General features: G+C 58.1%; 20 protein-coding genes and 1 pseudogene. 9 read left to right on the top strand and 12 right to left on the bottom strand.

Annotated features, from left to right (window positions below; all coding sequences use genetic code 11):
• Window positions 1-27 precede the first annotated feature (27 nt).
• Entirely contained in the window at window positions 28-612 is a 585-nt protein-coding gene (locus SBC1_RS28620) for a TetR/AcrR family transcriptional regulator (RefSeq protein WP_165102750.1), read from the top strand.
• Between the two features lie 158 nt (window positions 613-770).
• Here SBC1_RS28620 and SBC1_RS28615 read toward each other — a convergent pair whose 3' ends face one another.
• Window positions 771-1265, bottom strand: coding sequence for an RcnB family protein (locus SBC1_RS28615; RefSeq protein WP_165102747.1), 495 nt, complete (start codon window positions 1263-1265; stop codon window positions 771-773).
• 336 nt (window positions 1266-1601) lie between these two features.
• Here SBC1_RS28615 and SBC1_RS28610 point away from each other — a divergent pair, with 336 nt between their 5' ends.
• Together SBC1_RS28610 and SBC1_RS28605 are read left to right on the top strand one after the other, a co-directional pair.
• Window positions 1602-2078, top strand: a complete 477-nt coding sequence (locus tag SBC1_RS28610) for a DUF3331 domain-containing protein (protein ID WP_165102744.1) — start codon at window positions 1602-1604, stop codon at window positions 2076-2078.
• Window positions 2079-2576: 498 nt separating this feature from the next.
• Window positions 2577-2780, top strand: a complete 204-nt coding sequence (locus tag SBC1_RS28605) for a hypothetical protein (protein WP_165102740.1) — start codon at window positions 2577-2579, stop codon at window positions 2778-2780.
• Window positions 2781-2899: 119 nt separating this feature from the next.
• Here the strand turns inward: SBC1_RS28605 and SBC1_RS28600 are convergent, their stop codons facing one another.
• From SBC1_RS28600 to SBC1_RS28590, 3 genes are read right to left on the bottom strand one after another with little or no spacing between them, the layout of a single operon-like run.
• Entirely contained in the window at window positions 2900-3430 is a 531-nt protein-coding gene (locus tag SBC1_RS28600) for a cupin domain-containing protein (RefSeq protein ID WP_165102737.1), read from the bottom strand.
• Window positions 3431-3442: 12 nt separating this feature from the next.
• Complete coding sequence (locus SBC1_RS28595; protein WP_165102732.1) at window positions 3443-4204, bottom strand: ABC transporter permease; 762 nt, start codon at window positions 4202-4204, stop codon at window positions 3443-3445.
• Window positions 4201-5127 (bottom strand): ABC transporter ATP-binding protein, encoded by a 927-nt coding sequence (locus tag SBC1_RS28590; RefSeq protein ID WP_165102727.1) that lies wholly within the window; start codon window positions 5125-5127, stop codon window positions 4201-4203. Before SBC1_RS28590 ends, SBC1_RS28595 begins: the two co-directional genes overlap by 4 nt.
• A 174-nt stretch (window positions 5128-5301) precedes the next feature.
• Between SBC1_RS28590 and SBC1_RS28585 the strand changes: the two genes are divergently transcribed.
• Window positions 5302-5730: a DUF1810 domain-containing protein gene (locus SBC1_RS28585; protein ID WP_165102723.1), complete on the top strand. Its 429-nt coding sequence runs from the start codon at window positions 5302-5304 to the stop codon at window positions 5728-5730.
• Window positions 5731-6009: 279 nt separating this feature from the next.
• Complete coding sequence (locus tag SBC1_RS28580) at window positions 6010-6978, top strand: bile acid:sodium symporter family protein (RefSeq protein ID WP_165102720.1); 969 nt, start codon at window positions 6010-6012, stop codon at window positions 6976-6978.
• A gap of 39 nt (window positions 6979-7017) precedes the next feature.
• On the opposite strand, the gene SBC1_RS28575 is transcribed toward SBC1_RS28580, so the two are convergent.
• Window positions 7018-7626, bottom strand: a complete 609-nt coding sequence (locus tag SBC1_RS28575; RefSeq protein ID WP_165102717.1) for a hypothetical protein — start codon at window positions 7624-7626, stop codon at window positions 7018-7020.
• A 292-nt stretch (window positions 7627-7918) separates the two neighbouring features.
• Here SBC1_RS28575 and SBC1_RS28570 point away from each other — a divergent pair, with 292 nt between their 5' ends.
• Window positions 7919-8185 (top strand): cupin domain-containing protein, encoded by a 267-nt coding sequence (locus tag SBC1_RS28570; RefSeq protein WP_165102714.1) that lies wholly within the window; start codon window positions 7919-7921, stop codon window positions 8183-8185.
• An 85-nt stretch (window positions 8186-8270) separates the two neighbouring features.
• Here SBC1_RS28570 and oxlT read toward each other — a convergent pair whose 3' ends face one another.
• Complete coding sequence (oxlT, locus tag SBC1_RS28565; protein WP_165102710.1) at window positions 8271-9575, bottom strand: oxalate/formate MFS antiporter; 1305 nt, start codon at window positions 9573-9575, stop codon at window positions 8271-8273.
• Between the two features lie 371 nt (window positions 9576-9946).
• Window positions 9947-10840, bottom strand: coding sequence for a transcriptional activator NhaR (nhaR, locus tag SBC1_RS28560; protein WP_165102707.1), 894 nt, complete (start codon window positions 10838-10840; stop codon window positions 9947-9949).
• 142 nt (window positions 10841-10982) lie between these two features.
• Here nhaR and SBC1_RS28555 point away from each other — a divergent pair, with 142 nt between their 5' ends.
• The 3 genes from SBC1_RS28555 (at window position 10983) to SBC1_RS28545 (ending at window position 13417) form a co-directional block, all read left to right on the top strand.
• Window positions 10983-11303, top strand: a complete 321-nt coding sequence (locus SBC1_RS28555) for a zf-TFIIB domain-containing protein (protein WP_165102703.1) — start codon at window positions 10983-10985, stop codon at window positions 11301-11303.
• Window positions 11304-11379: 76 nt separating this feature from the next.
• Window positions 11380-11847, top strand: coding sequence for a CBS domain-containing protein (locus SBC1_RS28550; protein WP_165102699.1), 468 nt, complete (start codon window positions 11380-11382; stop codon window positions 11845-11847).
• 733 nt (window positions 11848-12580) lie between these two features.
• Window positions 12581-13417, top strand: coding sequence for a DMT family transporter (locus SBC1_RS28545; protein WP_165102696.1), 837 nt, complete (start codon window positions 12581-12583; stop codon window positions 13415-13417).
• 35 nt (window positions 13418-13452) lie between these two features.
• Here SBC1_RS28545 and SBC1_RS28540 read toward each other — a convergent pair whose 3' ends face one another.
• From SBC1_RS28540 to SBC1_RS28520, 5 genes and pseudogenes are all read right to left on the bottom strand, one after another.
• Window positions 13453-14040, bottom strand: a complete 588-nt coding sequence (locus SBC1_RS28540; RefSeq protein WP_165102692.1) for a DMP family protein — start codon at window positions 14038-14040, stop codon at window positions 13453-13455.
• A 297-nt stretch (window positions 14041-14337) separates the two neighbouring features.
• Window positions 14338-15510 (bottom strand): metallophosphoesterase, encoded by a 1173-nt coding sequence (locus SBC1_RS28535; protein ID WP_165102689.1) that lies wholly within the window; start codon window positions 15508-15510, stop codon window positions 14338-14340.
• A 418-nt stretch (window positions 15511-15928) separates the two neighbouring features.
• The gene (locus tag SBC1_RS28530; RefSeq protein WP_370469691.1) at window positions 15929-16282 is read right to left on the bottom strand and encodes a DUF4148 domain-containing protein; all 354 of its coding nucleotides are present in this window, start codon (window positions 16280-16282) and stop codon (window positions 15929-15931) included.
• 214 nt (window positions 16283-16496) lie between these two features.
• Window positions 16497-17189, bottom strand: coding sequence for a nitroreductase (locus SBC1_RS28525; RefSeq protein WP_165102686.1), 693 nt, complete (start codon window positions 17187-17189; stop codon window positions 16497-16499).
• 102 nt (window positions 17190-17291) lie between these two features.
• A pseudogene (locus SBC1_RS28520) lies at window positions 17292-17591 on the bottom strand (ubiquinone-dependent pyruvate dehydrogenase); the annotation flags it as partial.
• Between the last annotated feature and the right edge of the window lie 836 nt (window positions 17592-18427).

Raw genomic sequence — 18427 nt, 5'->3', positions numbered from 1 at the left:
GAGACAGACCTGTCTACAATAACCCTTATGAACAATCAATCATCAAATGCAGCGCTTTTTGCGGACCTCTCGCCCGCCGAGCGTATTCTTGTCACGGCTCATACGCTGTTCTACAGGGACGGCATTCGTGCGACCGGAATCGATCGTGTGATTGCGGAATCGGGCGTCGCGAAGAAGACGTTTTATCGCTACTATCCGGCGAAAAACGATCTGATCGTTGCGTTCCTGGAGTATAGGCACCGCAACTGGATAACCTGGTTCGAAGACGCCGTGAAGCGTCATGGCGCAGATGCGGATGCGCTGGTGTCGGCGCTGGCAGAATGGTTCGAGAGCGATGTGTATCGCGGCTGCGCGTTCATCAACGCGGTGGTGGAAGTGGGCGGGACCCTGCCCGAAGCAGTCGATATTTCACGGCGTCACAAGCTGGACATGGCTGCGATTATCAGGACGCTGCTGCCGGCATCGTCGAGAACCGCGAAGGCCGATGCGCGGGCGTTGGCCATGGCGGTGGATGGCGCCATCGTGGGCGCGCAGTTTGAAGACTCGCCCGAAATAGCATTGAAGTCGCTGGCGCGCGTTGTGAAAGCGATTACCGATACCGCAAAGGGGTAGCGCAGCGGTGGTGTGGGACAGGTCACCGCTGCGCACATAAAACAAGGCCGGTCCAAGCTCGCGCCTGGACCGGCCTTGTTGACTCGACTCGCGGTTATGTTCGCTACGTCAGGATTGCGCGAGTAAGAGTTTAGTGCTCGCGTTTAATGTCCATGCGCTTAATGTCCATTACTCAGCACGATCTGCGCAATCACGCCAGTCGCGACTGCGGCAAGCACGTAATCGCCGTTCACGCCCACCCAGCGATATCCGCGCGGAGGCTGACGCAATCCATACCCGCGATAATCGTCGACCACGTATTGACGATCGCGATAGTCGTTCGGCAAGCGGTCTCCGCGGTGCCAGTCACGCGGGCCTTCAGTACGCGGACCACCGGGACCGCTGCGTCCCGGACCATTGTCCGCATGCATTGGCATTGGCATGGGCGGACGACCGTTGTTGTGGTTCTGGGCAGCGGGGCCACCTTGCGGGCCATGGTTTTGATTCTGATCCTGATAACCGCCGCCGTTGTGGCCTTGCATGGCGGGGGCGCCCGGACGCTGTTGCTGTCCACCTTGATTACCCGGGCCGCCGGGGCCGTTTTGGGCAAACGCCGTGGCCGTCAGGCCCAGGCTTGCGAACAGTACTGCAGCAGCAATATGATTTTTCTTCACGAACACCTCGTTCAACGTTGTAAGTATGTAGCTAGTATGGCCTACGCAAGTTGCATTCCACCGCTTGTGGCGAAACTTGACACCTTACGTAATCCATACAGAGAGTCTGGGCCTGCGCGCCAGGATCTCGTGAAAAGACCTCCCTATCGAGCTCATTAAAACGTTCAATGAAGCGCACACAGCGTTTCTACTGGCTCGCAATATCGGGCAAAGCCTTATTGCATAAAGCGTTGTCGTGATTATTCGCGCTAACAAGACAGTGTATTCACCTTAACGGTATTTATCCGGGCAGGACGATTGCGTAAGTTCGACCATGAACCATGCCAGGAACGAACCATGACAGCGTTAGCGAGAAGCGCGGACCCGTGGCTGCAAACGGTCCGCTCATTGACAGCGACCCACACCCGCGCGGCAGAACCTGCCCCGCAGCGGAAGGCCGTGCACCCGTTTTTAGAGCGGCTCACGCGAGCGTGGGAGCGTGATCATCCGCGCGTCGCGTCGCCATCGCCGCAATCGCCGCGGCCGTTCCCCGAGGCCGTGGTGCGCGTGATCGAGCGGCCGAGCAGCGCGACGGCGATCGTATACTGGTCCGACGCGGCAACCTGCCACTATGGCTACCAGGGATGGCGTGTGACCACGGCCACGTCTGATGGCGCCTGCGCGCTAACCGGCGCACCCATTCATCGAGGCGACTCGGTGTACCGGCCGTCACAGCGCGACCCGAAACCGCAAAATGCATCGGCGATGATTCTTGCGGCTTCCATGCCACAGGACGAGACCAGCGACGCCGATTTGCAGGACCAGCACGCCTGAACGCGTCGCCGAATCCGGCTAAATGGCCTGAAAGCACGACTGCATCATGTGGTCGTGCTTTCCGCCATGCGGAAAACGTGCGCCGAATACGCCGTTTTTGAGAAAAAGCCTTAACTGTTTCCGCCAGAGGTAATGTGCACGGGGATCAGTGCGGTATCCGAGCTGATTTACACCGTTGCCTGACACATGTGCTGAGCTGTCCGGCGCATTCCCGCCTTCCTCGCAAACGCTTGCGGCAAATGCAAGTTTCAAGCCCAAAGTCGCGCTGCATGCTGATAGTGCCGACATCATTTCATAAGCGAAAAGTACGAATCCCAGTTCGCAACGCAATTAAACTGTAGAGCCGCGCTTTAATTGCAGGGTGCGCAACACGGCCAGAGGCGAGGGGTTCGCCACCGTTACAGTCGTGCACCAGGAAGCATCAAGCGTCGTAAATATGTCATGGCAGTTCTGTAGCATCGCAGTCTCCCGCCGCTCCATCACTGCAAGGAGTTCATCGTGAAGAGTTATCAAGCGCAGCGCGTCGAAGCCAGAGACACTATCCGTTCAGGTGACACACCTTACGAATCGCCGGTACGCCGCGAATCGCAAGAAGCGCGTGCACAAGCGGATCAGGACGTCTATGGTGATTCACTCGACATACCGCTGAATCACGGCGGCATGATGGATGCCGTCCGCGACGCAGTCAGGGCCAATCTATAATAGAAGCATGAAAAAGCGGCGCCTCAGAAATGAGAGCGCCGCTTTTTTTCGTTCTGCTTTTTCGTTCTGTTTTTACGTAGCTCACATTGGGCGGCTTGCGTGCCACGCATGACACGCGCTCAGCGCTTCGCTCCCACCGCCGGACCCAACCTCCCGATCACGGCCTCGTGCTGCGGATACGCTTTCGTCAAAGCGGCCACATCGGCAAGTTCGAACTCGCTGAACTCGAAACCCGGCGCCACCGTGCAGCCCACCAGCGCGAACGCCGCCGGGTCGCATGCCGCCCCATATAACTCCGCTGCAAACCACTGCCCCGCCGGAACGACCGCCTGGAATACGGCGTCTTCATGCGCGAGCGCGTTACCCAGGCGATGCGTGATCAACTGCCCGGTGGCGTCGATGACATGAACATCGATTGGCTCTCCTGCATAGAAGTGCCACACCTCGTCCGAGCGGATTCGATGCCACGCCGAATGTGCGCCATCGCAGAGCATGTAGTAGATCGCCGTCGATGCCGAGCGCGTTTCGCCGGGCGAAGCGTCACGCGTGATTTCGCGCACTACCCTGTCCGCGCCGCGAAACGTCTCGCGAAAATAGCCGCCTTCAGGGTGCGGCTGGAGCCCGAACCGTTCGATCAGCAAGTCACACATCAGCCACGCTCCCTATGATTTCAGCCTGTAACCCGTTTTGAAGATCCACGCGACCACGCCAATAAACACCGCGAGGAACACCAGCGTCATGATGAGGCTGATCTCGACGCTGACATCGGCGGTGCCGTAGAAACTCCAGCGAAAACCGCTGATCAGATAAACCACCGGGTTGAACAGCGCGACGGCTTTCCAGAACGGCGGCAGGATATCGATGGAATAAAAACTCCCGCCGAGAAAGGTCAGTGGCGTGATGATCAGAAGCGGGATTACCTGCAGTTTCTCGAACCCGTCCGCCCAGATGCCAATGATGAATCCCAGCAGGCTGAACGTCACTGCCGTCAGCAACAGGAACACGATCATCCAGAACGGGTGATCAACATGCAGTGGCACGAACAACCGCGCGGTCGCAAGAATGATGAGGCCGAGGATGATCGACTTGGTGGCGGCGGCGCCAACGTAGCTCAGCACGATCTCCATATACGAAACCGGCGCCGACAGCAGTTCGTAGATAGTCCCGGTAAACCTGGGAAAGTAGATGCCGAACGACGCGTTGGACACGCTCTGCGTGAGCAGCGACAACATCACGAGCCCCGGCACGATAAACGCGCCGTAACTCACGCCGTTCACCTCGGGAATGCGTGAACCGATCGCGGCGCCGAACACGACGAAATACAGTGAGGTGGAAATCACCGGCGAGATAATGCTGCCCATGATGGTGCGCCAGGTGCGCGCCATTTCGAATACATAGATTGCGCGGACTGCGTGAATATTCATTTTCTCTCTCCGACCAGGCTCACGAAAATGTCTTCCAGCGAGCTTTGGGTCGTTTGCAGGTCTTTGAACTTGACGCCGTTATCGGCGAGGTCTTTCAGCAGCGTAATGATGCGGCCCGGTTCATCCTGCGCGTCGTAGGTGTAGGTCAGTTCGCTACCATCGGCGGACAGATGCAGCCGGTAGGCACTCAGGCCGGCGGGAATATGCTCGATCTCGTCTTCCAGTTGCAGCGCGAGTTTCTTCTGGCCGAGCTTGCGCATCAGTTCGGCTTTTTCCTCGACCAGAATGATCTCGCCGCCATTGATCACGCCAATCCGGTCGGCCATTTCCTCGGCTTCATCAATGTAATGGGTCGTCAGGATGATCGTCACGCCGCTCGCTTGCAGGCCGCGCACGAGATTCCACATGTCGCGGCGCAGTTCGACGTCGACGCCTGCCGTCGGCTCGTCGAGAAACAGGATTTCCGGTTCGTGCGAGAGCGCCTTGGCAATCAGCACGCGGCGTTTCATGCCGCCGGACAGCGTGACCAGCTTGTTGTCCTTCTTGTCCCAGAGCGACAGAGACTTCAGCACCTTTTCAATGTGCGCCGGATTGGGCGGCTTGCCGAACAGGCCACGGCTGAATGAAACGGTCGCCCAGACCGACTCGAATGCGTCGGTGGTCAGCTCCTGCGGCACGAGGCCGATCATCGCGCGCGAGGCGCGGTAGTCGGAGATAATGCCGTGACCGTTGACGCGCACCGTGCCTTCGGAGGCATTCACGATGCCGCACACAATGCTGATCAGGGTGGTTTTGCCGGCGCCGTTCGGCCCGAGCAGTGCGAAGATTTCGCCACGGCGGATATTCAGCGTGACGTTTTTCAGCGCCTTGAAGCCGGACGCATAGCTCTTCGACAGATTCGAAATTTCGATGATATTTTGCATGGCCGTGAAGATATCAGAAAGCGGAATATCGTTCGCAAATGGCCGGGATTGGATCTGAGGCCACGCGGCTACGAAAAGCGCCGGGAACGTGGTTTGCGGCGGCCTGGTTTGTGGTTCCGCTGTGGCTTGTGGTTCATTTCGCGGCAATATTCCAGGAAGACCCCGGAGGCTCGCATGACCGATCCCGATCCGTTTGACTTGCAGCGTTTTATCGATGCGCAGGATTCGGTGTTCCAGACCGTGACGGCCGAACTCGAGGCTGGCAAGAAACGCACGCACTGGATGTGGTTCGTATTTCCGCAAATCCAGGGGCTGGGCCACAGCGAGATGGCGCGCCGCTACGCAATTTCATCGGTGGACGAGGCGCGTGCTTATCTCGCTCACCCGGTGCTCGGTGAGCGCCTGCTGATCCTCACGCAAATCGTGAACGCACTCGACGGGCGCTCGGTGGAGCAAATTTTCGGTTACCCCGACGACCTCAAATTCCATTCTTCGATGACCCTCTTCGCCCACGCCGCCAGCGACAAAGCGCCGTTCGAACTGGCGCTCAACACCTATTTCGGCGGCGAGCCGGACGCGGGAACGGTCGCGCGCCTGAGGTAAGCGGGAGATCCCCTCGGACGGTCTCGTCCGACGAAACGTTACAATTCGCGTCGACGCATATTCGCCGCCTGCCGGTCCCACAAGGACCCGCGACGGGTTGCGTCACTGGCCGCATTTATCGATGGCACGGTCAGCGAAACCTGGAACACCCTTCTGTTCGCTTCGCTTTGTCGTCGCTTCGTTGCTTCGTTGCTTCGTTACTGATTGCCCGCGCCCGGTGCACCCTGCATCCCGGCGCTCCGGGCAACGCCCTTATAAATCAGCCAGGACCGTCTTCCCATGCTTTCGCGCGTCACCCGCTTGTTCCCTCTTTGGGCCGTTCTCATTTCGGTCATCGCGTACTTCTCGCCGACTTCGTTTACAGGCATTGCGCCGCACGTCACCCTGTTACTCACCATCATCATGTTCGCGATGGGCGTGACGCTTTCGTTCGGCGACTTCCGGCGCGTTTTCACCCGGCCGGCACCGGTTATCGCGGGTATCGGCTTGCATTACCTGGTGATGCCGCTCGCAGCCTGGGTGATCGCCAAATTGTTGCGCATGCCGCCCGACCTGACCGCGGGCATGGTGCTGGTCGGCAGCGTTGCCAGCGGCACGGCGTCTAACGTGATGATCTATCTCGCGCGCGGCGACGTGGCGCTGTCCGTCACCATCAGTGCCCTGTCCACGCTGGTCGGCGTATTCGCTACGCCGCTGCTGACGCGCCTTTACGTGGATGCGTCGATTGCCGTCGATGTCCACGGCATGCTCCTGAGCATTCTCCAGATCGTCGCACTGCCTATTGTCGCCGGGCTGATCATCAATCAGTTGTTCAACAAGACCGTGCGCGCAATCGAGCCCGCGTTGCCAATCATTTCCATGATCGCGATCCTGCTGATCATCTCGGCCGTGGTGGCGGGGACGCAGAAAAGCATTGCGTCGGTCGGCTTGCTGGTGATGCTGGGTGTGATCTTGCACAACGGTATCGGCTTGCTTGGCGGATATTGGGGCGGCCGCCTGCTTGGTTTCGATGAAGCCGTGTGCCGCACGCTGGCGATCGAGGTCGGCATGCAGAATTCAGGACTCGCTGCCACGCTGGGCAAACTGTATTTCACGCCGATCGCGGCCCTCCCGGGTGCGCTGTTTTCGGTGTGGCACAACTTGTCGGGATCGCTGCTGGCAGGGTACTGGGCTGGACGTCCCGCCAAGGGCTCGACGCATGATCTTGAAGCGATGGAGCTGGCAGAAGGTTCGCGGCTGGAGAGCTGAGTTTGATTGGGGGCAATGCGAGTGCATGGCCCCCAACTATCATTCAACCGGGTCGACGTTGCGCTGACGCTTGTATGCGTTGGTGAAGAACTCGCAAGCAGGCTCCTGCTCCGCTTGCGTCACCGCGTGCATTTGCAGGAAGTAGTGCGGCTCGAACCGAGGGTCATCCCATTCCGCAAACTGCACCGCGCTCCCCTTGTGAATCCCTGCCCAGACAAACACCGCGTTCGTGGATACGCCGAACGCTTTTGTCTTGAGTTCCGGGCCGCGATAACGATCGCTCGTTACCGTGACGGTCCCATCGCCTGCTATGGCAGCCAGGCTACTCATGTCTTTAGCGGTGTCAGGCAAAGTCCGCGGCGTATATTTCAACTCGATGAAACACACCGCCTCACGCGCGTTGCAGATGACGATATCCGGGCGAATCAATGTGCCGGCCGTCTCACTTGTCAGCTTCACCGCGGGTTCAATAAAGATGCGACGCTCGGGTTCACCCGGGGCATGGAAGCGTTCGTCCAACAGCGCAACAAGTGCGGCCTGAAGACTGCCTTCCGAGTTCAACCGGCCTTGGCAGTAACTGTCGCGAACCACGTCACACCAGACATCGGACAGAATTCTGGCAAGGGGTGAGCGTCTGATCGTTTTCATCGAAATTCCTCGTGTCTCGGCGCTTGTTTTTCTTGTTGCCAGTGCGCTCCACCGGCAACATGGGACGGAAAGTATATCGACCGCCATCGTCATAATTGCCGCCGGACACAGAACTCTACAATTGAACGCTTTTACCCTTGCTGCAGCCCCTTCACTACCTCATCGGTCGACCGCACGCGCTCGGAGCACCACGTTCGCCGCACAACGCTATGCCAAGCATCCTCTCCCTGCGTCCAGTCATTTCAACCTATATTAAGTGGGTGACGAAAGACCAGCTAGAAGGGGAACGATCATGGAACGCGACGATTTCATCGAAATGCTCGCGCGCGAGGGTTTTCAGACCACCGTACTCGTGGAGCGAGAAGCCGGCGCGTCTCTTGATGACCACGCGCATGCGTTTGAAGCGAAGGCGCTGATTCTCGAAGGTGAGCTGACGCTGCGCGTCGACAACAAAAACACGCGCTATCAGCCAGGCGACGTGTTCCATTTGAGGGCAAACGAAACACATAGCGAGCGTTGCGGTCCCGAAGGCGTCTGCTACCTGGTGGGCAGGAAATAGAAAAAGTGACCAGATGAACACCGGCCTTTCCCTCACTAGAAACGAGCGAAGCCGACGAACACATCAGCTCCGCCGCAGAGCATGGTCACTCCTTCAAGATCGAACCAAACGGCATGTCGGCGACCGCTGATGCATGCTTCTGCTTGTGCGCCTGGCGCATCGGTTTGAGCACAAAGAGCGCCAGCAGCGCCGAAGCCGCGGCCATTCCCGAAGCCAGCATGAACACCGCGTGCCAACTGCCGGTCGCAGCGGTAATCACGCTGCTGAACGGCACTAGCAAGGCAGCCGTCCCCTTCGCCGTGTAGAGGAGGCCCGCGTTGGTGGCGGCGAACTTCGGGCCGAATGTATCGCCGCAAGTCGCGGGAAAGAGGCTGTAGATCTCGCCCCACGCGAAGAAAACAATACCCGTCAGCACGACAAAAGCCACCGGACTCTGTCCATATCTGGACAGCAACAAGATGCCGACTGCTTCAATCGCAAACGCCATGAACATGGTGTTCTCGCGGCCAATTCGATCCGAGATCCAGCCGAAGAAAGGCCGCGTCAAGCCGTTGAGAACCCGGTCAATCGTCAATGCGAATGTCAGCGCGGGCAACGTCAGGCCAAGCAACGAGACGGGCGAGTCATGCAGCCCGAAGTCCTTCGCGATAGGCCCCAGCTGCGCGGTCGCCATCAAGCCGCCGGCGGCCATCATCACGAACATCAGGTACATCACCCAAAAGATCGGTGAGCTTACGACCTGCCTTGGCGTCGCGTTATAAACAGCACTCTTCAACGCGCTCTTGACCGACGCAAGCAGGCTTGCAGGCGGCGCATACAGCACCATCCCGAGCAGGAACACCACCAGCCCCTGGCCGAGGCCGAACCACAGGAAGGTGGCTTCGTACCCGCTGCTCTTGATCATGTACGCGATCGGCACGACGGTTGCGGCCGATCCCGCGCCGAAGCCGGCGGCGGTGATTCCGGCTGCCAGACCGCGGCGAGTGGGGAACCACTTCAGCGCATTGCCCACGCACGTGCCATACACGGCTCCCGCGCCCACGCCGCCCACAGCCGCCGCGAAATACAGCAGCGGCAACGACGAAGCCACCGAGTTGAGCGCCCAGGCAATCGCACAGAGCAGCCCACCGGCGACGACAACCGGGCGCGGGCCGTACTTGTCGACGAGATAACCTTCGATAGGAACCAGCCAGGTTTCCGTCACCACGAAGATCGTGAACGCTACTTGAATCGCCGCTCGACCCCAGTGATGTTTCTCATCGATTGGATTCACAAACAAGGTCCAGCCGTACTGCATATTCGCGATCATGGCCATGCAGATCACGCCAAACACGAGCTGCATCCAGGGCGACGCTAGCCGCGACGCACCTTCCTGGCGGTTCCTTTCCATCACTGTCTCCTTGGCATTTTCTGCCTTGTATTCGGGACGCCGAATGGACGTCTCCGTCATCGCCCGCTGTCAATTTTGATGGCGATGGAATACACAATATGTAATATATCAAGTAAGTACAATGAAAGAATTGACAGGGTTTTTACCAGATCGGGTTAATACCGAAAGAAATATGAAAGCAATTTCCCGATTGTTTCGCGTGATAAAAAAGGCCCGCAGACAAGCTGGCGGGCCGAGACGAGGTGCGTGACATGACAGTGCGCAACACGTGTGATAGTTACAGTGGAAAGTTAAACGTCATGTAAACCCATTTTGTCGCGGATTGAAAATGTCTGTCGGCGGAGGATGAAGTCACACGGCTTGGGTGTTACCTACGCATTGAACAACTCGCTACGCGCCGTGCTCATGATCGACGATATGGCGGGATGGCTGATCCGGCGTTCAATGGAGATCGCGAAGAACTCCTCAACAATTGTCTCGATGTGTCCGACCGCAATCAAACCGTGCTCTCGTTTGAGTTGTGCCGCCAGGACCGTCGGAGCAAACAGCACACCCCTGCCTTCGCGGCCGAACGCGAGAGTCAGCGCGCTGTCGTCGAACTCTCCTACAATGCGCGGCGAGATCATGCGCGACTTCAGCCAGTGATCGAGTTTCCTTCGGACTGCTGACTCAATGCCGGGCAACAGTACCGGCATGTCGCTCAGCGATACGGGGAAAGCTTTTGCGGCGCGTGCCGCCAAGGCTTTGGATGCGAAGCAACTGAGCGTCGAGCGGCCAAGCGAATGGTTGAACGCCTTGACGTTCACATCGGGCGGGATGGGGGCGTCGGCAATGATCAGGTCTAGCCTATGGACGGCCAATTGCGAAAGGAGCGCATGCAGCTTGCCTTCATGGCAGATCAGCCGCAGCGAGTCCGACAGATTCAATGCCGGCTCGAGCAATCGATAGGCCACCGTCTTCGGAACCGAATCCGCCACGCCCACACGCAGTTGCGCCCGCGCGGCTTCCTTCTCCTGTCTGACCGCGCTTTCCAGCTCAGCCCCGAGCGAGAAGATTTCATCGGCGTAATCAAGTGCAAGGCGGCCCGCATCCGTCAGTTCAAGGTTGCGGCCGCTCTTTTTGAAGAGCTTTTTATTGAGCGAGTCCTCAAGCAGCTTGATCTGACCACTCAGCGTTTGAGGCGTGATGTGCAACTGCGTGCCCGCACGCGCAATGCCGCCCGCATGCGCCGCGGCCCAGAAATAATACAAATGCTTGAAGTTCATACATGCCTCCATGGCGATACCTGGATAGATCCGAATACATCGATTTTCTCGAAGTATCGACGCCAAAAATACGAATTTTATATTACGCCTACATCCGCTACATTGAGGCTTCGCTAAGGTGTTTGACGACGGAGGCAAGGTAATGAAATGTCCAGTGTGCAAGACACCGGATCTGCTGATGGCGGACCGCCAGGGAATCGAGGTCGACTATTGCCCGACATGTCGTGGCGTGTGGCTGGATCGCGGTGAGCTCGACAAACTGATCGAGCGCGCCGCTGACGAATCTGTCAGCCAAGCGCAGGCGCCAGCGGTAAGCACCCCGGTCGCGCGCCGGCATGACGAAGGCCGTCATTACAACGATCACGATCGACGCCACGGTTACGGCGATGACGAATATCGCGACCGGCGTTATCCGTACAAAAAGAAGAAGTCTCTTCTCGGCGATCTGTTCGACTTCGGTTGATGATGTCTGCTCAAGAGCGCGGATACCCTCGTAACACGAGCCGCAGCTCAACCCTATTTCTTAATTGAGGCACTTGATGGCAACAGTCGCACAATTGCTGAGCTCGAAAACAGATCAGTCATTTCATACGATCGAGGCGTCGGCGAGTGTCTTCGACGCTATCAAGGTGATGGCGCATAAACAAATCGGCGCGCTCGTGGTCACATCCGGAGAGCACATCACCGGCATTGTGACCGAGCGCGACTATGCCCGGAAAATCGTGCTGCACGACCGGTTGTCAAAAGAGACACCAGTGGGCGATGTCATGTCGAAAACCATCCGGTACGTTCGCCTTAATCAAACGACAGACGAATGCATGACGATCATGACCGAAAACCGCGTACGTCATCTTCCGGTGATCGACGCTGGTCTGCTGATCGGCATGGTATCAATCGGCGATCTCGTCAGGAACCTGATCGTCGAGCAACAGTTCACGATCCACCAGTTGGAACACTACATTCGCGGCAGTAGCCATGCAGCAGAGTTGGAAGCGGAAACGCGCTAGGCGTGGGCTGCGGCTCTTAGTAGGGAAACCCTGTCGGACTGAAGCCGAATCGAATGAATCTCGCGGCGAGGTCACGTCGCATAAAGCGCGCACACGCCCCCAACGACCCTCGCCTGAATTTTTCAAGTTCAGCGTCAAGTCGCCTACCTTCATGCATCAGCACGGACGGAGTTTCGCGCGCTGTTCTGTCATTTCCGCCCCGTGCGTGGCCACACGGGGAGACGCTATGCATATGACATCGTTGGACACCGCGGTAACGGCGTGTTCAAGCAACTGAATCTCTGCTTCGTGCTGGATCATCCTGTCCAGGACGCTATCGGCTCCATCGAGCGCCACAAGCTTGACCGATCTTCGATCGCGACCACGAGGGTAACGCTGTGGTCGTGGTCGTGACGGACTATCACATCGCAAGTACCCCCAACTGCACAAAGATCAAGGTCCAACTCCCGAATTCCTGCTTTGGTATGGCGCGCCCAGGCGGCTGCTGTGATGTAGTCGGCTTGCTGCAAGACCTATGCGCATGGGTTTCGCTTCGGTGAGAGTAGTTGAGAAAGGCGTCATGCGGTCGAAGGCAACGCGCGCGAGCACTTGTTCAAGCGGTACTGTCATGACAGGCAGCGTACCCGATCAGCGTGCCCCCCGTTCTCTGCCATAATGGCGCCTTACCGTTTGCCACTTTTTGCCATCAAATGCCCTACTTTGCCATGTATGCAGCCCCCTTCCCGCGGTCCTGATGCAGCCTTTCATCGTCTTGCTCGTCCTGTTCTCGGCGTTGCTGCACGCCACCTGGAACGCCTTCCTGCACACCAGCGGCGACCGTGTCTGGCAGTTCGGCATGATGTCTTTCCCCTACCTTGTGTGTTCGGCAATCGTGTTGCTGTTCGTGCCCGCGCCGGCGCGCGAAAGCTGGCCGTACATTGCGGCATCGGCGGCTTTGCAGCTCGGTTATTGCGTGGCCTTGGCGAAGGCCTACAAGGCTGGTGATTTCGGGCAGATTTATCCGATTGCGCGCGGCCTCTCGCCGCTGCTCGTATTCGCCGGCGCATTCGTGTTCGCGGGCGAACACCTTCGGCCGCTCGCGCTGGCGGGCGTCACGCTGGTGTCGGCCGGCATCATTTCCCTGGCATTCCGTAAGCGCCGTTTCGCCACCGCAAGCGTACCGGCCGCGCTCGTGACGGGCGCGTTTATCTCTGCTTACACAATCGTGGACGGCATTGGCGTGCGCGTAGCCGGCAGCGGCTTCGGCTATATCGCATGGGCGTACCTCCTCTTCAACGTGCCCCTCGCCGCGATGGCTTTTTATCGATACGGCGGCCCGCGCCGCCTGTTCCTTGACGACCCGCGACGCTCGCTGCAAGGCTTGGGCGGCGGAGCGATCGCGATGATCGCGTACACCATTGTGATCATTGCGTTTCGTTATCTGCCCATTGCGATGGTCTCCGCGTTGCGCGAGCTTAGTTCGATCTTCGCCATTGTGATCGGCTGGCTGTTCATGCGCGAAAAGCTGACCGCGCGGCGCGTGCTGGCGTGTGCTCTCGTCACGGCCGGCGCGGTTTTGATCCGCATTTAAGCGTCCGTTTGCTGATTCTTAATCAAGTCCGCGCATTATTTCGCCGTGGGCGACACTTGCACTGCCGTGGCTGAAATCAATACCGCGTGAACGGTGTCGCCGGGCTTCAATTTATAGGCGGCTATTTCAGAGCTTAAATCGAACGTCTCCGTACGCCATGGACCACGCAGGGTGATTGTTTTATTCTTGCTATTGATACTCTGCACCGTTGCGACAATCTCTGTCTCGTGGACTGCGCCGAAACCCTGAGAACCGGACGCGGGCGCATAAACCTCGGTATCAACGCGTTTTCGCAATTCATCGCCCTTCGCCGACGCTCTCGTTGCCCTGACCAGCATCGCGTCCCTGACCTGCACATCTACACGATCGCCGATCTTCAAGGCATCGAAGTTCGTGACCTCCTTGCCGACCGCCACCGGTATCACCCGGCCCTTCGCGCCTTTTAGCGTCAGGGTCCTGGCGCCCGTGTCGATACCGACAATCTGCGCATGAAGCTGCTTCGGCGGTGCGTTCAGCGCGGATTGAATAGCGTCACTGGAAAGTTGCTGATCGGTTTGCGCGCGAACCTGCGCTGTCACTGTTAATAAGGCAAGCGATAAAGCCACAGTCCATTTTGCGTTCATGCCGTTTCTCCGGGCGAAGTGAAATTAAATCGCGCGGCGAATAGAATAATTAATTCTATTCGCCGCGCCAGCGCATTAATTTGCGAACGCCATTTATACAGTGCATCCCTGAGTTTTGTCCACGAAATCGCGTTAATTACCGATTACCAAGCAATCGAGTAAAGTATTCAATAAATCGGATTTGTTCTGTTTTTATAATATTCGATTCGATTCAACAGGAATTCGATGCGAAAACCGGTATCCTTTTCAGGACACCGGCCAAAGGGCAAATCTTTGAATCTGGCAGATAATCAGGACTTAGGCGGGACGCGCGCCACTCACGTTCACCAGACGCAAACGCGTAATTTCGGACGGGGCGCCGATCCGTATCGGCGGTCCCCAGTAGCCCGTGCCGCGGCTGGTATACACCCACAAATCGTTGAGCTTTTCGAGTCCGGCAACAAAAGGCTGCTGTAACCGGACGAAGAAATTCCACGGCAGAAACTGCCCGCCATGCGTGTGGCCGGACAATTGCAACGTAAAGCCCGCTTTCGATGCCGCCGGTGCGCTGCGAGGCTGATGGGCGAGCAGCAGACGAAACGCAATATCGGTTGGTGCGCCGAGCATGGCTTTGGCCGGATCGCTCCTGTGGGCAGGGTCGAAACTGCCCGCGCCGTAGTCGGTCACGCCGGCCACGACTGCAAGCGCGCCGTCGTGATCAACAATCACGTGTTCGTTAAGCAGCACCTTCAGTCCAAGCCGGCGGAATTCAGCAATCCACTTGTCCACGCCGGCGTAATACTCGTGATTGCCGGTGACCAGGAATGCGCCATGCCGCGCCTTCAGGTCGGAAAGCGGCCGCGTATGGGCGGCGAGATGCGGCACCGAACCATCAACCACGTCGCCTGTCACCGCGATCAGATCTGGCGACAGCGCATTGACCGCAGCCACGATTTTTTCAACGTAATGACGTTTGATGGTCGGGCCTACGTGGATATCGCTAATCTGCACGATGGTGAAACCATTCAACGCGGGAGCCAGGTTTTCGATAGGCACGTCGACGTTCTTCACGCCGGCACGCCGCCGCGCGCTGTAGATGCCGAGCAGCGTAACCAACACGGCGAGCAGCGGCACGCCAAGCGCACTCCACGCGATGAAACCAGGCCAGCCGCCGGTATCCTTTTGCACGCTGCTGATCAGGTGCAGCACAAGCAGCACGATATCGCGGAGAAAAGTCAGCGCCAGCAGCGAGGAGAAGAACCCCATGGTGAGCAGACCGATCCACGCCAGGCGATCGGACAGCGGTTGCTGACTGATATTGCGCGCGGCCATGCCGAGCGGAATCAGCAAGCAAGAAGCCACAAGTGCGAGGACTGCGAGCCATCGCAGCGGCACGCCAACGGGTGCAGCCGGAATCAGGCGCACGCCAATATATACGTGAAACAGAATCCCGATACCGATGACGCGGATGAAAAACGCGGAACGTCGCATAGACCGCCTGGTAGAAGATAAAGCCGGTAGGTTGAACCGGAATAGAGACTGGCGAGCTCCTGCGTCGATACGTCTGACCGTCTGGCTGCTTGTAAGCCCGGCCTGAAACGGCATCCGATTCTACCGGTTCAACAAAAAATCTGCCGGTGCACGGCCCTTGCCCCAAAAGGTTCATAACGGGCTCGCAACCCGCATGCCATAAACGATTCGTCAAGCCTCGCACTTCGTGACAACAGCGGCAAGCGTGACAAAGCCACTGCGTGGAACCGCAAAAAAATCTGTATTTGCCCAAGAATTCTGCGCGGACGAAGCGAATCGCCGCCGGTAGACGTAAATCGACGCAAATTGACGCGGCGAAAAAATAACCCGCTTGGCGCGGGTTATTTTCGTGCGATCACACTGCGTCCAACATCGGCGTTCAGGGCGCGGAAGCTGCCTTGGCTTTCTCAGCCGCCGACTTCTTCTCCGCATTTTGAATATTTTGCGGGTAGTTGGTCTGGTCACCGCCTGGCTGGTAGCCGTTCTTTTCCAGATCCTTCAGTTCGGCGTTTTTCTTGGCGCGGGCAGCCTTGCGGGCGGCCTTGCGTTGCGCCTTCTGCGCCTGCTTCGGTGTGGAAGCACCCATGTCGGAGCTGGCGGTTTGCGCCATCGCGACCGGGGCAGTCAGCCCGGCAATCGATACTGATACAACAAGAGCCATTGCAGCCATGCGGATTCGGTACATAACGAGATTCTCCACAAAAAGCGATATTTTTTGGTGCGGTAGCGCCATTAGCGTCCACCGCGTTTGTCTTGCTGGACCTGCATGCTTCGCTACGTGCCAGACAATCCCGCGCTTGCGACCTGGTTCGCGAGCCATCAGACACGCGTGGATATCTTAACCAACTCTTTGTAAAAACGTGTAGCACATCCGTAAGAACTAAATCACAAAACAACGTTTTTCGATGCTGGCCCTGCCGTCATCTCAGTCACCTTCGTCACCTTAGTCACCTCAACCAGCGCACGAAGTCGTCGACCTCTTCACGTCTGCTGACGAGCGTATTCTCAGGTTGCGACGGATCCGCGTAACCCAAGCTCATGCCACACATCACGATCTCATTTTCAGGCAGCGCCAGATGTTCCGCGATGATCCGGTGATAGCGATTGAACGCGGCCTGCGCACAGGTATCCAGCCCGAACGCGCGCGCCATCAGCATGACGCTCTGCAGGAACATGCCGTAGTCGAGCCAGGAACCCTGCTCCATGCTGCGATCCGTGACGAAAATCACGCCGACCGGTGCGCCGAAGAATTCGAAATTGCGGCCGAGCTGGGCCTTCATGCGAGTTTTATCCTCGCGTGTTATGCCGAGCAGCGAGTACAAGGACCAGCCGAGTTCACGCCTTCTGTCGATAAACGGTGAGGTCCACTTACGCGGGTAGTAAGCGAATTCTTCCTCGTGCAGCTTGTCCGCCTCGGGATCGTTGTACACGGCAAGGATTTTCCGTGAGAGCGCATCGCGCGCTTCGCCAGTCAGCACGTAAGCCTTCCACGGCTGCGTGTTGCTGCCCGATGGCGCGCGCCGGGCGTGATCGAAGATCTGGTGCAGGGTGGTTTCGTCGACCGCGTCGGGCAGGAACGCGCGAATGGAACGGCGCGACATCAGCGCCTGCATCACGGTCACGGTTGCATCGTTGGTCATTGCCGATTCTCGTCTCGAGTTACATGCGTTGAGCGCACTGTGTTGGCGCCCGGGCGTTCGCCGGATACTTTATCGCGTACCTGCCGACCGCGCCCGGCGCGCTCATCTGAAGTGCGTGTTCGGCGTATTCGCCAGATCGAAGACTTCATCAGCGCGACCGTTGAACACCGCCCGCAGCATGTAGCGACTGAAACCCTTCGCCAGCGCCCACTGGATCTTCGGCGGCAACGCGGTCTCATGCTTCGCAGTCACCACGTCGATCAACGCTGGCCGCGGCCGCGCGAATGCGCGCCCCTTTGCATTGGGCAAATCCTCTGACTGTTCCACTCGAATGCTGAAGATGCTGGCTGCTGCCGCAATCTCCGCGAAGTTCGTCGCGCTCAGGTCCGTGCCGGTGTCGAGTCCCTTGCGCGCCCGAGCCGCGGTAACCACCCGTTAGCGGCATCATCCAGCAGTCCACGAACTTTGCTGAACGCCTCGGATTTTTCGGCTATAAATATCGATTCCTAAATATCTGGAATCGATAAATGCACACCCTTGGCCGCCACGCTGCGAAGCCGGTCGGGACGGAGTGCGGGGTGAACAATCAACAACGGATTGACCCAATAGAACGATTGAGCATGACGCGCTGACCACCTTTAAATGTTACTCGACGCCTTCATTCTCGTGGCCATACCAGTTGCAGACAATGCGGCTTTACCGGTGCCAGCGTTCGGAAAAATAGAAGCTTAAGAGGCTCAGGCCAGGCCATCACGTCTTTCCGCGCGATGGTTTCACACCGCTTGCAATCAGGTGATCCAGCAACTGCCGCATAGCTAGGCAATGCTTCGCGTTCGTTCACGCACATGCGCATCTCACGCGACGCCCAGCTATCGCTCAGGCGCAGCACGCGGATGCTTATGGTCCGCTTGCATCGCCGCGCTGCCGACTCAGGCACCATCGATACGCCCATGCCGTTTTTCACCAGCCGGAAAATTGGGGCAACCCGTTTTAAACGAGGGACGGGCTACGCGCAATGCTTAAAAAAAAACCATCCGGCTTGCGCCGAATGGATTTTTTTAGCGATAACGCGTAGTCGCGGAGGTACCTTGATTGCCGCGTTGCCGCGCTTCCGTAGAAGCTCAAAACCAACCGGCTTTACCCGGGCGATTCGCCGTTGGTCATCCAGCGGGGATCTGGATCACCAACGATGTACACATGATGAAGTTTCGGCGAATCGCCGGCTATCGGAGGAATCC

This window comes from Caballeronia sp. SBC1, assembly GCF_011493005.1.
Lineage (GTDB): Bacteria > Pseudomonadota > Gammaproteobacteria > Burkholderiales > Burkholderiaceae > Caballeronia.
Note: the sequence above shows the minus strand (reverse complement) of the source record. Positions and strands in the feature narration are given on the sequence as shown.

Bases quoted from the DNA above. Each gene is read 5' to 3' on its own strand.
- SBC1_RS28620 (WP_165102750.1), top strand. From the start codon at position 28: ATGAACAATCAATCATCAAATGCAGCGCTTTTTGCGGACCTCTCGCCC.
- SBC1_RS28610 (WP_165102744.1), top strand. From the start codon at position 1,602: ATGACAGCGTTAGCGAGAAGCGCGGACCCGTGGCTGCAAACGGTCCGC.
- SBC1_RS28600 (WP_165102737.1), bottom strand. From the start codon at position 3,430: ATGTGTGACTTGCTGATCGAACGGTTCGGGCTCCAGCCGCACCCTGAA.
- SBC1_RS28595 (WP_165102732.1), bottom strand. From the start codon at position 4,204: ATGAATATTCACGCAGTCCGCGCAATCTATGTATTCGAAATGGCGCGC.
- SBC1_RS28590 (WP_165102727.1), bottom strand. From the start codon at position 5,127: ATGCAAAATATCATCGAAATTTCGAATCTGTCGAAGAGCTATGCGTCC.
- SBC1_RS28585 (WP_165102723.1), top strand. From the start codon at position 5,302: ATGACCGATCCCGATCCGTTTGACTTGCAGCGTTTTATCGATGCGCAG.
- SBC1_RS28580 (WP_165102720.1), top strand. From the start codon at position 6,010: ATGCTTTCGCGCGTCACCCGCTTGTTCCCTCTTTGGGCCGTTCTCATT.
- SBC1_RS28575 (WP_165102717.1), bottom strand. From the start codon at position 7,626: ATGAAAACGATCAGACGCTCACCCCTTGCCAGAATTCTGTCCGATGTC.
- SBC1_RS28570 (WP_165102714.1), top strand. From the start codon at position 7,919: ATGGAACGCGACGATTTCATCGAAATGCTCGCGCGCGAGGGTTTTCAG.
- oxlT (WP_165102710.1), bottom strand. From the start codon at position 9,575: ATGGAAAGGAACCGCCAGGAAGGTGCGTCGCGGCTAGCGTCGCCCTGG.
- nhaR (WP_165102707.1), bottom strand. From the start codon at position 10,840: ATGAACTTCAAGCATTTGTATTATTTCTGGGCCGCGGCGCATGCGGGC.
- SBC1_RS28555 (WP_165102703.1), top strand. From the start codon at position 10,983: ATGAAATGTCCAGTGTGCAAGACACCGGATCTGCTGATGGCGGACCGC.
- SBC1_RS28550 (WP_165102699.1), top strand. From the start codon at position 11,380: ATGGCAACAGTCGCACAATTGCTGAGCTCGAAAACAGATCAGTCATTT.
- SBC1_RS28545 (WP_165102696.1), top strand. From the start codon at position 12,581: ATGCAGCCTTTCATCGTCTTGCTCGTCCTGTTCTCGGCGTTGCTGCAC.
- SBC1_RS28540 (WP_165102692.1), bottom strand. From the start codon at position 14,040: ATGAACGCAAAATGGACTGTGGCTTTATCGCTTGCCTTATTAACAGTG.
- SBC1_RS28535 (WP_165102689.1), bottom strand. From the start codon at position 15,510: ATGCGACGTTCCGCGTTTTTCATCCGCGTCATCGGTATCGGGATTCTG.
- SBC1_RS28530 (WP_370469691.1), bottom strand. From the start codon at position 16,282: ATGGCGCTACCGCACCAAAAAATATCGCTTTTTGTGGAGAATCTCGTT.
- SBC1_RS28525 (WP_165102686.1), bottom strand. From the start codon at position 17,189: ATGACCAACGATGCAACCGTGACCGTGATGCAGGCGCTGATGTCGCGC.